Raw genomic sequence first — 14,201 nt, 5'->3', positions numbered from 1 at the left:
GGGAGCGCCGGGCAGTAAAGCTGGTGGCGCTTGGCCGTCACCGGCCCCGCGACACCTCCGGCAGCCGCCAACCCCAGAGGGCCCCCAGGATGCCGAGAGCGGCGAGGAACAGCAACGCCCACACAACACCGGCCAAGGCGAGCAGTGAGCTGATCCCTCCGACGATCAGCAGGATCACACCCATCGCGGAGTTCGACACCGCGACGTACACGGTCCGCATGTCTCCCTCGGCCATGTCGATGACATAGGTCTTTCGCCCCACCCGCACCCCCGTGTGGAGGAGGGTGAGCAGGAAGTAGCCGGCGATGAGCGTGACGGTGCCGGCCGTGGTCGCGCCGTCGAACCCCGGGACGGACACGAGGACCACCAGCACCAGCACCACCGTCGACGCGGCCGCGCCACCGAACGCCATCAGCGTGCGGCTCGAGCGGTCCGCCAGCCGCCCGAAGATGCGGCCGCCGATGAGCGACGCGATACCGGAGGCGATGACGAAGCCGCCCAGTCCCGAGAGCCCGGTGGCGCCGGACGTTGCCGACACCGTGACGACGAAAGGCGGGCTGAGTGCGGAGACCAGCAGGAAGCTGCGGGTGGTGACGAAGCTCCGGAACTCCTTGTCCTCCCGGAGGAGCCGGATGACTCCGGTTGCTGAACCGTCTGCCTCGCCGTCGTCCCCGGGCACGTCCGTCGGTTCGCGCAGCCCGGCCTGGACCGCAGCTGTGGCGACCCACAGGGCCGCGCCGCCGGCGAGCATCCAGGCCAGTTGGGCGGGGGAGAGGTTCTCGCCGCCGAAGAGCCGGATGGCGAGACCGAGGGTGATCGCCACGATGCCTGCGGCGGTCGTGCCCAAGCCGTTGATCTGACCGCGCTCGCCCTTCGGCACGGTGCGGCCCTGCACGTCCTTGGAGGCGATCGACGTGAGGCAGCGACCGAGCGAGAACACGGCGAGGGCGGCGACGATGGCCAGCCCCGCCGTCGTCCCCTCCCCGACGGCGGCCGTCAGTGCCATCGCCGCGACGGCCACCGCCTGGATCAGGGACCCGACGACGAGGACCCACTTGCGCTGCCGGTACCGCACGACGAGAGGGGTGAGGAACGCCTGGGGGAGCATGGATCCGGATTCGCGGATGGGCACCAGCAGGCCGGTCAATGCCGCCGGGGCGCCCAGGGCGGTGAGCAGCCAGGGGAGCACGGTGGAGGCGTTGACGGTCTGGTCGCCCGAGGACTGCAGAGCGCTCGATGACACCAACCGCATGCCGTTGCGTGCCACGTCGCGCTGCGCCTCGGCGGGGAGGCTGCGCTCGGCGTCGGGGTCGCGGCTGACCAGCGCGGAGTACAGGCGGTCGGACAGGCTCACGGGCCTGACACTAGGGCAGCCGTCCGCAGTTGGGCGGCGTATCGCCCACTGCCCTATACTTGCCGTCGATTCGGGGCATTAACTCAATTGGTAGAGTGCCACCTTTGCAAGGTGGAAGTTAGGGGTTCGAGTCCCCTATGCTCCACGGCTGAACTCCCTAGTCAAACGCCCTTGACTAGGGAGTTTGTATGTTTCACCTCGGACTCAAGTGCCCTCAGAGGGACCGAAATGGACTCGCTAACAGCACGTTCACAGCACGCGCGGCACGGCTCGGCGCGGGGTTCTAAGGGTCATGAGACGTGGATTTGGTTGGGTCCGGAAGCTGCCCAGCAACAGGTACCAGGCTTCCTTCCCTCATCCCCTGACGCCAGGGGAGAGGATCAAGGCACCCTCGACGTTCTCGCACAAGGGCGACGCGGAGCATTGGCTCAGGATGCAGGAGCGGGCCATTGAGCGAGGGGAGTGGCTCGCGCCCGAGGAAGTCGAGGCCCGACGGCCGAAGGTGCGCACTCTTCAGGAGACCTACGACCGGTTCCTGGCCCAGCGCCCGCGGCCGCTGGCCCTGTCCACGCTGACCGCGTATGAGCAGGACTGGCGTCTGCGGATCGTTCCCCACTGGGGGGCTGAGCGTGACGTGAAGACCATCACCCACGACGACGTGTGGCAATGGCGCCAGGGCCCGCTGGCCGCTGAGCGCCGCCGCGACCGGTCGTCGTTGGCCTTGTTCAGTGAGTTGCTGGCCAAGGCGGCGCATTGGGGATGGATCGCCAAGAACCCCGCCGCCGGCGTGGGCATCCCGCGCCAGACGAAGGCGATGGAGCAGCGTCACGTGTTCGACCTGGACGACGTCCGACGCTATCTGCAGGCCGCCGAACCCCAGCACGTGGCGATGTTGGCCACGGTGGCCCTGGGCGGGTTGAGATCCGGTGAAGTCCGGGGTCTGCGTCGGATGGACCTCGACCTTGAGGGGCGGCGGATCCTCGTGCGCCAGGCGATCGAGCATGGCAAGGACGGCGATGCCTACCGCGTGGGTGTGAAGGTTCCCAAGACGGCGGCCGGCATCCGCTCGCTGCCGATGTCGACAACGTTGGTGACGATCCTGCGGGATCACCTCACGTTGCATCCGAGGTCGCCGGAGCAACTCGTGTTCACTGTCGCGGATGGCAAGCCGATGGGGCCGGCCGAGGCCGACCGGCGGCACAACAGGGCGCTGGCCAATATGGGGTTGCGGACCCCAGAGGCGGAGCGGCGCCGATTATGGAGGAAGGGGCTCCCGGTACCGAAGGAGGATCACATCACGCTGCACGACCTTCGTGCTTCGTACGCCGCGTGGCTCTTCAGCGAGGGATACACGATCGCGGAAGTCATGCTCTTGCTGGGGTGGAGCGATTCCCGCATGGCGCTGGAGGTCTACAGCCGTGTCTTCCCCCGCCGAGTCGAGAGCGTTGGTCCCAAGCAGGACGAAGCCCTCAAGGGCCTCACACTGGTCGTGGCATGAGGCGCGGTCCGTCTCCTCACGGTGGACGTGCCCGGCTGGGGTTCATAGGGGTATGAGCGAGAGGATCCTTGATGAGCACCCGTGACAGCTCTGCGCGTACGTCAAAGGGCGGGGCCCGGCGTTGGGCCTCCCTGAAGGAGGCGGCTGAGTATGTCAGCGTCCATCCCAAGACCCTGACCCGGCGGTTCAGCGACGGTTCCTTGATCCGGTACCGCGTCGGGCGACGGGTGATGGTGGACCTGGATGAACTCGATGACCTCGTGACGGCGAGCGCGGGTGGACTCAAGACACTGGTTGGGTGAGGCGCAGTACGCCAGCACCGCGGATGAAACCTAGCCCCACTTGTCCACGTCCAGCGCCGGGCTCCATAGCCCGGACGGGGGGTCACCGCCCTGGTCGGAGCTTAGGTGCTCCAGAACAGCCGAGGCGTATCCGGTCCCAGATAAGGTTGATCACCGTAGAGCCGCTGGAGCCGGGACAGCTCAGCTTCCAGTGCTTGTCGCACAGTGGCATACCGAGGATCGTCCGCGACGTTGATGAGCTCGTCGGGATCGCGTTCCAGATCGTAGAGTTCGTACTCGATCGGCATGATGCGCTCCGAGGATCCCGGCGTGCCGAGCCCGTCGTTGTAGTAGACGATGTACTTGTGTTTCCCGGTTCGGACGCCATAGTGGGCTGGAGCGTGGTGGTGCGGATCGTCGTGTTCCCAGTACCGGTAATACATCGACGTCTGCCAATCGTCGATGTTTTCGCCCCGTAGGAGAGCTCGAAAGCTTCTGCCTTGTTGTGAGGGGAGGGCGACATCGGGGTCCAGGCCACAAATGTCGAGGAAGGTTGCCGCGAAGTCCACGTTGGTGATCATGGCCTCGGACCGTGAGCCAGCGGGGATCTCGGCTGGCCACCGAATCAGCAAAGGCATTTCAAGGGATTGGTCGAACATCAATCGCTTGTCGAACCATCCATGGTCGCCGAGGAAGAAACCTTGGTCAGACGTGTACACCACGACGGTGTCCTCCGTGAGGCCGTTCTCGTCCAGCCACTCGAGGACGCGTCCGACGTTATCGTCGACGCTTTGAATTGTTTGGAGGTAGTCGCGCATGTAGCGCTGGTATTTCCATGAGGCTCGCTCTCGCTCTCGACCGGGCCCAAGCAAATGGGTCGGTACTGGCTCCTTCAGGTCCTCCTCGGTGAGGTCGTCAGCGATTGTCATGCTCACGTTGCGCACCACTGTGGCACGCGTTGCGTGATCGTCCCAGATCGTGTCTGGCTCCGGTATTGATCCGACCGGGTACAGGTCTCTATGCTTCTCATCCGGCACCCAGGGGCGGTGGGGAGCCTTGTGGTGGATCATGAGGCAGAAAGGCTGCTTCGGGTCGCGTGCCTCGAGCCATGCGAGGCTCAGGTCGGTGACGATGTCGGTCGCATACCCGGTGATGACTTCTTCGCCGCTTGGGCCGTACATGACGGGATCCACGTAGTCGCCCTGGCCCGGGAAGATCTTCCAGTCGTCGAAGCCTCGCGGATTTGCCATCTTCGAGGTGCCGAGGTGCCACTTTCCGTAGATGGCGGTCTGGTATCCAGCCATGTGGAGGACTTGAGAGTACGCAGGTACCCGGTAGTCCAACTCGGAGAAGATGGAGCAGGCTCCGTTGACATGGCTGTAGGTCCCAGTGAGGATAGTCGCTCTCGAAGGCGTGCAGATGGAGTTGGTGCAATACACCCGATCAAGGCGGATCCCCTCGGCCGCCAGGCGGTCGATGTGCGGGGTGCGGTTGACCCGGCTCCCATACGCGCTGATTGCGTGCGCGGCATGGTCATCGGACATGATGAAGATGAGGTTTGGCCTAGCCACGGCTGAGTTCGCGCTCCTTGCGATAGGTGCCCTCGTCCATTCCGCTCATCGAGGGGTCATAGTCCACCCCGCCGACGTCGTACATCGAGGTCATCCAGTGGTAGAAGTTGTCGCCGCGGTCACGGAGCCGCTGGTAGAGCCGCTGCATGAGCTGGCGCCTGATGGCGGCGAACTCCGGGTGCCGATAGCGGTTGTGCAGCTCGTCGGGATCGAGTTCGAGATCGTACAACTCGTTGACTGACTCGGGGTTGACCACCAGCTTGTATCGGCCGGTGCGGAGCATGCGTTGCGGGTACGGGAAGTGGTGCCCGTGGAATTCGCAGACGATGTCGTCGTCCCAGTCCGGCGTCTCACCGTGCACCAGCGCCGTCAGGGAGCGGGAGTCGACTGCGGGGCGGGGGTCGATCCCGCACCAATCGAGAATGGTGGCCGTGCAGTCCAGCAGGCTGACAAACTCGTCGCGCACCTGGCCCTCGGGAGCGCCCGGCAGGCGGATGATGCCGGCCGTGCGGTAGATGTCTTCGTACATGGCCGGGCCCTTGTCGTGAAGGCGGTGGCTCCCGGTGAACTCCCCATGATCCGAGCTGAAGAACAGCGCTGTGGAATCCATGAGCCCCAACTCTCTGGCCGCTTCCACCACCCGCCCGATCTGCTCGTCGATCAGCGTCACGTATCCCCAGTACACCGCGATGAGCTTGCGGCTGTCCGCCTCGCTCATCGTGTCGAAAGTCCAGTGGGCCGAGTAGTTGGCCTGAACTGAGGGTTTGTCCGAGAAGGTCTCCGCCACAGATTTCGGCAGCTGCACATCGGCGATGTCGTACATGTCGAAGTACTCGTCCGGCAATACATACGGCAAGTGGGGCCCGAAGTAGTGCAGGGCGAGGAAGAATGGCCTGGACGAGTCCTGCAAGTCTTCGGCGTAACGGCGCAGCTGCTCGATGGCCCGCTCCGCGAGGTAGTACTCGAAGGTCGCCTCCACTGGTTGCCGGAGCCGGGCTGCGAGCATGTTGCCGGGCCCTCCGTTGGGGAGGGTCCCGCGCATCTGGTCGTGGATCTCGTAACCCGGCAGCCCCCGTTCAGCCAGGTAGGCCAGATAGTCGGGATGATCGACGGGGTTGTGCCAGCCGGGGAGCAGTTCGCCGTCGAACCCGAAGCCGTCGCGCTCCTTGTTGGTGCCCACATGCCACTTGCCGAGGAGCCCGCAGTTGTACCCTGCGGCGCGCAAGGCTTCCGAGAACGTGAACTGACCCTCGGCAAGGTCTTCCTGGTAGCCCACGTTGCGTTCGTAGTTGGCGAGCAGCTTGTGGCGGAAGGGAGCCATGCCGGTGAGGAGGCTGGCGCGCGCGGGGGTGCAGATCGCCGTCGGGGTGTACCAGCGCTCGAAGCGCGTCCCCGATGCGGCGAGGGCGTCGAGGTTGTCCGTCCTTGCCAGGGGATTGCCGTAGCAGCCGAGCGTGTCGGCTCGGTGCTGGTCGGTGAGGAAGAAGATGACGTTGCGGGGTGAGTTCACTGCCCCGCCTTCATGAATAGCTCACCCACGTAGAAGTCAGACGGCGCCACAACGTCGCCCTCGATCTTTCCGTTGGCATTGAAGTAGTCGTTCATCGCGCCCAACCACGTCTCGATGGTCCCGTCCTCGGTGAGACCGTCAAGCTCTGCGGCGGTGTAGTACTTACCGTTGCTGGCATCGGCCTTGACTGCGTCGACCTCGAGCTGGTTCATGGCCGCGACCAACTCGACGGTGGCGTCCAGATTGGTGGCACGGAAATCCATCGCCTCGCGGAGCACCCGTAGCGTGCGCAGGGTGGTCTCCTCGTTCTCTGAGGGGTAGTCAGGGCCGGTGACCATCACGTTGGGGAACTGCATGACGTCGGCGAAATCTGAGTTCTTGGCCAGTTCCACGAGGTCGGGGACCTGCTGCTTGATGGTGTCGATCATCGGGTACCAGATGCCAGCGGCATCTACCTGCTTCGCGGCGAAGGCGGACACGACGGTCGCTGGGTCCATCGCGACCTTCTCGATATCGGCCATGCTCATGCCGGAGGCTTGAAGCGCGAGTTGGGTGATCATGTCTCCGGAGGTTCCCTCCGGGATCGCGACCTTCTTGCCCTTGAGGTCGGCGATGGATGCAATACCCGGCTGGGCGATGAGCCGGTCAGCCTGCCCCACACCGTTGATGGTGAGCAACTTGGCCTTGCCGGATGCGGGTAGCCACATGGCGCCTGGGCCGATGTAGCCGAAGTCGAGATCGCCCGTACCGATGGCCTGAATCTGGAGCGGGCCGTTGGTGAAGGTCTGCAGGTTCGCCTTGAGCCCGTGCTTCTCCCACAGTTTCTGGTCGTTGGCGATGGCAAGCAGGCTGGTGCCGTTGAAGTCGGGAATGTAGCCGTAATTGATGGTGATCAGTTCACCGGAGGTTCCGGTCGAGGTGTCGGAGCAGGCGGCGAGCGTGCCAGCGACGGGAAGAGCTGCGAGGGCACCGAGCAGGGTGCGACGACGGATCGGCATGGGTTACTCCTGTGGGTGAGGGGTGGTGGGAGGTCAGTGGGTCGGGGTTGGCTGCGAGTCCTGGTGGTAGACCGCGTACCAGATCTCGTTGCGAAGGTTCGTGAACTCGGGGCTCAGCCGCATCTCCTCGGTGCGGGGATACGGCAGGTCCACGTCGATGATCTTGTGAATGCGTCCGGGGCGGGCGGCCATGACGACTACTCGGTTGGCCAGGAACGCGGCCTCGTCGACGTCGTGGGTGATGAACATCACGGTCCGCTTGTCTTGCTCCCAGGTCTGGAGAAGGTGCTCCTGCATCCGTACCCGGGTGAGGGCATCGAGCGCACCGAACGGTTCGTCCATCAGGAGGATGGACGGATTCATCGCGTAGGCGCGGGCGATCGCGCAGCGCTGCTTCATGCCGCCGGAGAGGGTCTTGGGCAGGGCATCGGCGAACTGCGCAAGACCAACCATGTCGATGAAGTGCTGGGCTCGGGAGCGCCGCTCCTCGGCCGAGACCCCGGCGGTTTTGAGGCCGAACTCGACGTTCTTGCGTACCGTGAGCCAGGGGAACAGCGCGTACTGCTGGAAGATGACTCCGCGCTCCGGGCCCGGCCCCATAACCTCCTTGCCATCGACGATGGCTGAGCCGCTGGTTGGCTCATCGAGGCCAGCCAGGATGTTGAGCAACGTCGACTTTCCGCAGCCGGAGGGGCCCACGACGGTGACGAACTCGTTCTCGGCAAGTTCGAGGCTGACGCCGCCGAGCGCGACGAACTGTTCTTTGCCGAGATCGAAGACCTTGCGCACGTCGCGGACCTGGATCTTGGGTGTCAGAGTGGTGACGGTCATCGGCGTTCCTGCCATCCGGTGAGCTTTGCTTCCACCCCGAGCAGGGCGCGGTCCATGACGAGACCGAGTGCGCCGATCACGATGATTCCCACGAAGATGGTGGGGAGTTGGTAGTAGATCTGTGCCTGCTGCATCCGGTAGCCCAGCCCCTGCTGAGCGGCGATGAGCTCCGCTGCGACGACGGTGGCCCAGGCCGATCCGAGACCGACGCGCATCCCCACGAGGATGAACGGCGTCGAGGCGGGCACGACCACCTTGGTGAAGATGCGACCGTCCTTGGCGCCCAGGACACGCGCAGCGTTGATGAGGGTGCGGTCTACCTGGACCACCCCTTGGAAGGTTGAGATGACACAGGAGAGGAAGGCAGCCAGAAAGATGACGAAGATCTTCGGCTGCTCGCCGATCCCCATGAGCACGATCGCGAGGGGGATGATTGCGAGCGGCGGAACGGTGCGGAAGAACTGCACCCAGGGCTCAAGGAGTCCGCGTGCCCAGCCGTACCACCCCATCAGGAACCCCACAGGGATGGCGAGCGAGGTGCCGAGGATGAATCCGGTCAGGACTCGCGATAGCGAGGCGCCGATGTCGATCCAGAGTGTGCCGTTGGCGGCTAACTGAATGGCTGCCCCCACAACCTCGTCCGGCGACGGGAGCTGAAGACCGGCGGCCGCAAGCCCCCACCAGATCCCGATGCCCAGCACCACGGTCGCCACGTTGAGCGCCCTCATGTTGCGACGGGCGCGGGCCTGGCGAGCCTGGGTAGGGCTGGCGACGAGCACCGATGCGTCATCTGACATCGACGTTGCCCGTCTGCCAGTCGTCGTTGTGGTCACACGAACTCCTTCGTTCGGTAGGTCAGTCGTTGCGGGTGATGATCGGGCATGAGAGCCACCACGGCGCCGAGCGCACCGGCCTCGTCGCCGAGCCTGGCCCGCCGGACTGCCACCTGTTGGGACGGCAGGACCTCCCTGTCGAGCGCAGCCTGGAGGCGGGGCGCGAACTCCATCAGCAGCGCCCCGGCCTCTCCGGCGATCACAACCTCCTCGGGGTCCGTGACCAGCGCCGCTAGCCCCAGAACTCGGCCGACGTCCTCCGCGACACCACCGACGAGGGCGTGGGCCTGCACGTCCCCCGAGTCCACCGCCTCAGCCAGGTCGGCCAAGGTTGCTGCCGCGTGGCCGAGCGCCCTCCAGGAGCGCACAAGGGCCTCGCTCGAGGCGACGGTCTCGAGGCACCCAGAGCGGCCGCACCGGCACACCGCGGCGCTGGACGAGCGATCGATGATGGCGTGGCCGATCTCACCGGCCAACTTGTGCGCCCCGGCCGGAACCCGACCCTCACAGAGGACCGCGCCGCCGACGCCGGCCGAGAGTCGGAGATAGATGAGGTTGTCCTTCGAGTCCCCGTCGCTGGCCGCCTCGCTCTGGGCGGCGTAACGGATGTGGTGATCCACCTGGACCGGCACGCCGAAGTCCGCGGCGAACACCTCACGGATGCGGGCCCTGACGAGGCGGAATGGCTCGGTGGGGTCCCCCGACCGGTCTCCGGAGGCCCAGGCCGCGGCGTTGGGACCGGGCAGCCCGATGGCGATACTGCTGAGGAAGTCCAGATGGATGTCCTCGCCCTCGCCCAGCTCCCGGACAAGGCCGATGCCGGTCTGGCAGCGCTTCTCCCAGCCGTCTGCCGAACCGCACGCAGCGACGCCCTTCGCGACGATCTCCCCGGACGCGTTGGCCAGGCATACCAGCACCCTGGAGTGTGAGTAGTCGATTCCGACGAAGCGTACGGCCCCAGGGTGCACTGATAGCACTTCCGCCCGCCTTCCCCTGCCGTCGACCTCGCGGGAGGAGACGACGACGATGGCGCCTTCGTCACGCAGTTCGGTGAGCGCTTCCGAAATTGCCGTGCGGGTGATCCCCAGCTCGCGCGCGAGTTCGCTTCTGGTCAGCTGGTAACCGCGGTTGAGCACGCCTAACACCGCGGTGCGATGCTGGGCTCGGGCGCTCCGGTGCGTCTCCATACCGGGAAGATTTTCAGGTCGGAATTTTTCCGTCAATAGCACGACAGAAATAAATGAGGGAGAATCCCCATCACGGAGGAAACCACATCGTCGTCACCCAGGGCTCGGCATCGGTGCCAAGCCTCGCGAGAGGAGTCATATGACACGGCTGCCCTTCACCGTCGTCACGAAGCCGACAGGGGCCGCGTGCAATCTCGACTGCACCTACTGCTTCTTCCTGTCCAAGGAACTGCTCTACGACTCCGACGGCCAACGGATGAGTGAGGAGACGCTCCGGACCTACATCGCCAACCAGATGGCCTCGCAGCCAAATGGGGACGCCAACCTTGTCTGGCAGGGGGGCGAGCCGACGATGCGAGGCCTCGCGTTCTACCGCCGGGCTGTTGAGTTGGGGGAGGAGATGAAGAGGCCGGGACAGCGCGTGGTGCACTCCATGCAGACCAACGGCACCCTCCTCGACGACGATTGGGGCCGGTTCCTCGCGAAGGAGAACTTCCTGGTCGGCCTATCAGTGGACGGTCCTGCCCATCTGCATGATGCCTACCGGGTGAACAAGGCCGGGCGCGGCACCCACGCCCAGGTGATCCGCGGATGGGACGTGCTGCGACGCCACAACGTGGAGGCCAACATCCTGTGCACCGTCAACGCGGCCAACGCCGATCATGGGGCCGAGGTGTACCGCTACTTCCGTGACGAGTTGGGGGCCACGTTCCTGCAGTTCATTCCCATCGTCGAACGCGTCCCCATCGAGGACCTGCCGACGGCGGAGCTGGGATGGATCGGCCCGGACGGCGCCCGTCTCCTCTACCGACAGTCGGGCTCGGCCGTCACCTCGAGATCCGTCACAGCAGGGCAGTGGGGCCGTTTCCTGACGGAAGTCTTCGATGAGTGGCGTCAAGGCGACATCGGCTCGGTCTACGTCCAGCACTTCGACGTCATGTTGGCGGCCCGGTTCGGGCAGTACAGCCTGTGCGTGCATGCACCGGAGTGCGGGTCCGCGCTCGCTGTTGAGCACAACGGCGACATCTACTCCTGCGATCACTACGTCGAGCCGGAGTACAGACTGGGCAACATCGCTGAGATGTCTCTGCAGGACTCCCTGCAGTCTCCTCAGCAGCGGGAGTTCGGGCGCTCGAAGCGGACCTCCCTTACAGCGCAGTGTCAGAGGTGCCCGGTGCGGTGGGCCTGCAACGGCGGCTGCCCCAAGGACCGCTTCGCGACCTCCATCGATGGAGAAGCCGGGCAGAACTATCTGTGCGAGGGCTACTACAGGTTCTTCACCCACGCCCAGCCGGTGATCGAGGAGATGGCGCAGCTGCTGCAGGCGGGGCGGGCGCCCGCGGAGCTCAACACTCCTCGACCCTGACAGATTCCTTGGACCCGTGCATGAGTCGGGGGCTTGACCCGGTCCCCGGGAGGAGCGTCTCACCACCCGGGCGGAGGACGGGACGGGCATGTCTGCGGGGCTGGGTGTTGTGGCCGTACCTCGTCGTCAGGTCTTGATTGCTTCCCTCCGGCGCGGGGACGTTGGTCTCAGGACCAGCCCACTGCAGTTGGGCTTACCCCACGTCAAAGGAGTCGTTCATGTCCCCGTTGTCCCGTCGCACCATCCTGCACGGCGCCGGAGCTCTCGCCATCGCCGGCGCCCTGGCTCCGTACTTCGAGGAGTCCGCAGCCGCCGCCCCTACCCTCACACCGTCCGACCTGGAACAGCTGCGCCTCAGGTGGGTGGAGGATCTGACCTCGGCGGCAGTCATCGCCGCGGGGCCCGCGCCATTCGCCGCCCGAATCACCGCGCTGGACACTCTGGTGGGCAACTTCCAGAACCCTGAACACAGGCGGGGGATGGTGTTCCTCCCGACCAGGTTGTTCAATGATCTGGACTGGACCATCGGCGCCACGGAGATCGTCAAGTCCAACAACATGCGCTTGGGCTACGCGAACCTACAGACCATGGCCACGATGTGGGCCACCCCCACCTCCATCTGGTACGGATCAGACAGCCTGCTGGCGAACATCCGGCGAGGGCTCGCGCACCTCAACACCCACATCTACAACGACGATACGGTGTGGTTCGGCAACTGGTGGAGCTGGCTGATCGGTGCGACGAAGCCGCTGGCCGACATCATGGCCATCCTGCAGCCGGTGCTGGATCAGGACGAGATCGACGCCTACTGCGCGGCGATGGATCACTTCCTGCCCAACCGGGACCCCCGGCTGCAGATCCATCCTGTCGGTGACCCGGCCACCCCCGGAATCCAGGAGTCAAACGGCGCCAACCGCGTGGACATCTGCCGGGCCTTCATCGTCCGCTCGATCGTGCAGCCGGACACGGCGCTGCTGCAGGCCTCCGTCGCCGCGCTCAGCCCCAGCTGGCAGTACGTCACCTCCGGCAACGGATTCTTCAAGGACGGCTCGTTCGTCCAGCACTCGACGATCGGCTACACGGGCACCTATGGTCTGGTGCTGCTCGAAGGGCTCTCGAAGCTGTTCGCGCTACTGGCGGGCTCGACCTTCGACATCACGGATCCGACCAAGATCAACCTGACCTCCGCGATCGAAGGCTCGTTCGCCCCGTTCATGTACAACGGCCAGATGATGGACGCGGTGCGGGGGCGGGCGGTATCGCGGTTCGCGTTGCGCAGCATCGACAACGGCAACGAGTTGATCGAGTACACGCTCCGCATGGCCAAGGGGGCGGATTCCGAGACGGCCGCCCGCTGGCGCGGCCTGTGCCGGCAGTGGCTCGACAGCAACTCCGCGGCAAACATCCTGGACACCAACAACATGGGCCGGATCGCGCTGGTAACCGAGCTCAATGCCATGAACGTGGCGCCCGTGGCCGACCCTGTCGGCCCTGTTCTCTTCGCGGGCATGGACAGGCTGGTGCACCGTGGCGCCGACGGCGGCTGGGCGCTGTGCGTCGCGGGCTGCTCCAACCGCATCGCGTGGAGCGAGAGCTCGGGGGCGGAGAACTTCCGGGGTGTCAAGACCAGCCAGGGCATGACGTACCTGTACATGGCCGACGATGACGATCACTTCGACGATGAGTTCTGGTCGACGTCCGACCTGGAGGCGCCGCCGGGAACGACTGTTGACATGACCCCACTGTCCGACAGCCCGGAGGGCCTGTGGGGTGAGACGACGCCGGCGAACGAGTGGACCGGCGGGGTGACCGCCCACGAATACGCCTTGATGGGCATGCATCTGATCGCCCCGGGCGGGACGGGACTGGTGGCCCGCAAATCGTGGTTCACCATGGACGATCGCGTCGTGGCGCTCGGTTCGGACATCTCCACGCGGAGCGGCGCTTCTGTCCGGAGCGTCGTCGAGCACCGCAACCTCGGCACAGCACCCCGGGGCCTGCTCGTCGACGGTGCCGCCGTCACTTCGGAGACCGCGATCGCCGACGCCCGCTGGGCGCACGTAGAGGGCGTGGCCGGCTATGTGTTCCTCGGCGGCGCACCGTCCCTTCTGGCGAGCGTCGCCGAGCGCGAGGGCACCTGGCGCGACAACAACAAGAACGCCGCCGCGGGGACCGCCGTGGTCCAGAGGCGCCACTACGCCACCCTGGCCTACGACCACGGCGTCGGCTCCGCGGCGGACGGATCCGGCTACGCGTACCTCGTGCTGCCTGGAGCGGCAGCGGCGGCCGCGGAGCAGGCCTCGTCGAACCCGGGCGTGTCCGTCCTGCGCAACGACGGTGTGGCCCAGGGCCTGAGGACCGACAGCGGGGTGGTGGCGGTCAATTTCTGGAAGGAGGGCACGGTCGACGCGTACACCGCGACCGTGCCCCTGTGCCTTATCACGCGGGACTTCGGGGACAACAGCGTTCGCCTCAGCGTGAGCGACCCCACCCAGATCCAGGATGTCGTCGAGTTCGAGATCGCCGGGATCCACGGCCACGGCAACGGGCGCGTTGAGGGGCGCGACGCGGATCGGGTCCAGCTCAGCCGCACCCGGGTGGGGGTGATGGTCACGGTCCACGCCGCGGGCCTGGCCGGTGCCACCGTCGAGTTCGAGATCGTCGACTGAGCCGGTAGTCATGGGCGCACGTCCCAGCCCGGTGCGCTGTTCCGCGCCGGGTTGGGACGTGCGCCCGGCACTCGCCGATTCGTGACGGGGCGAGGACGCGGAG

At 65.7% G+C, this 14,201-nt stretch carries 11 protein-coding genes and 1 tRNA gene; 5 read left to right on the top strand and 7 right to left on the bottom strand.

Annotation, left to right across the window (positions count from 1 at the left end; all coding sequences use genetic code 11):
* Positions 1-37 precede the first annotated feature (37 nt).
* On the bottom strand, positions 38-1,354 hold the full coding sequence (locus ACX1D0_RS12980) for an MFS transporter (RefSeq protein WP_459018402.1): 1,317 nt from the start codon (positions 1,352-1,354) through the stop codon (positions 38-40).
* A gap of 72 nt (positions 1,355-1,426) precedes the next feature.
* On the opposite strand from ACX1D0_RS12980, the gene ACX1D0_RS12975 reads away from it, so the two are divergent.
* The 3 genes from ACX1D0_RS12975 (at position 1,427) to ACX1D0_RS12965 (ending at position 3,154) form a co-directional block, all read left to right on the top strand.
* A tRNA-Ala gene (locus ACX1D0_RS12975) sits at positions 1,427-1,499 on the top strand.
* 147 nt (positions 1,500-1,646) lie between these two features.
* The gene (locus ACX1D0_RS12970) at positions 1,647-2,852 is read left to right on the top strand and encodes a site-specific integrase (protein ID WP_527252170.1); all 1,206 of its coding nucleotides are present in this window, start codon (positions 1,647-1,649) and stop codon (positions 2,850-2,852) included.
* Between the two features lie 71 nt (positions 2,853-2,923).
* Positions 2,924-3,154, top strand: coding sequence for a helix-turn-helix domain-containing protein (locus ACX1D0_RS12965; RefSeq protein ID WP_459018399.1), 231 nt, complete (start codon positions 2,924-2,926; stop codon positions 3,152-3,154).
* Between the two features lie 101 nt (positions 3,155-3,255).
* Here the strand turns inward: ACX1D0_RS12965 and ACX1D0_RS12960 are convergent, their stop codons facing one another.
* Genes ACX1D0_RS12960 through ACX1D0_RS12935 form a run of 6 tightly spaced genes read right to left on the bottom strand, consistent with a single transcriptional unit; the run spans position 3,256 to position 10,063 of the window.
* Positions 3,256-4,704, bottom strand: a complete 1,449-nt coding sequence (locus ACX1D0_RS12960; RefSeq protein ID WP_459018397.1) for a sulfatase family protein — start codon at positions 4,702-4,704, stop codon at positions 3,256-3,258.
* The gene (locus tag ACX1D0_RS12955; RefSeq protein ID WP_459018395.1) at positions 4,697-6,214 is read right to left on the bottom strand and encodes a sulfatase family protein; all 1,518 of its coding nucleotides are present in this window, start codon (positions 6,212-6,214) and stop codon (positions 4,697-4,699) included. Before ACX1D0_RS12955 ends, ACX1D0_RS12960 begins: the two co-directional genes overlap by 8 nt.
* Positions 6,211-7,212: an aliphatic sulfonate ABC transporter substrate-binding protein gene (locus tag ACX1D0_RS12950; RefSeq protein WP_459018393.1), complete on the bottom strand. Its 1,002-nt coding sequence runs from the start codon at positions 7,210-7,212 to the stop codon at positions 6,211-6,213. Before ACX1D0_RS12950 ends, ACX1D0_RS12955 begins: the two co-directional genes overlap by 4 nt.
* Before the next feature lie 33 nt (positions 7,213-7,245).
* Positions 7,246-8,043 carry an ABC transporter ATP-binding protein gene (locus ACX1D0_RS12945; protein WP_459018391.1) on the bottom strand — a complete coding sequence of 266 codons (798 nt, stop codon included), beginning with the start codon at positions 8,041-8,043 and terminating at the stop codon, positions 7,246-7,248.
* A complete protein-coding gene (locus ACX1D0_RS12940; RefSeq protein ID WP_459018390.1) occupies positions 8,040-8,840 on the bottom strand; it encodes an ABC transporter permease in 801 nt (266 codons plus the stop codon). Before ACX1D0_RS12940 ends, ACX1D0_RS12945 begins: the two co-directional genes overlap by 4 nt.
* Before the next feature lie 32 nt (positions 8,841-8,872).
* The gene (locus ACX1D0_RS12935; RefSeq protein ID WP_459018388.1) at positions 8,873-10,063 is read right to left on the bottom strand and encodes an ROK family transcriptional regulator; all 1,191 of its coding nucleotides are present in this window, start codon (positions 10,061-10,063) and stop codon (positions 8,873-8,875) included.
* A 139-nt stretch (positions 10,064-10,202) separates the two neighbouring features.
* Between ACX1D0_RS12935 and ACX1D0_RS12930 the strand changes: the two genes are divergently transcribed.
* A complete protein-coding gene (locus ACX1D0_RS12930; protein ID WP_459018387.1) occupies positions 10,203-11,429 on the top strand; it encodes an anaerobic sulfatase maturase in 1,227 nt (408 codons plus the stop codon).
* A 218-nt stretch (positions 11,430-11,647) separates the two neighbouring features.
* Positions 11,648-14,098 carry a polysaccharide lyase 8 family protein gene (locus tag ACX1D0_RS12925; RefSeq protein ID WP_459018386.1) on the top strand — a complete coding sequence of 817 codons (2,451 nt, stop codon included), beginning with the start codon at positions 11,648-11,650 and terminating at the stop codon, positions 14,096-14,098.
* Positions 14,099-14,201 lie beyond the last annotated feature (103 nt).

The sequence above is a fragment of the Tessaracoccus pujii genome, assembly GCF_054483895.1.
Note: the sequence above shows the minus strand (reverse complement) of the source record. Positions and strands in the feature narration are given on the sequence as shown.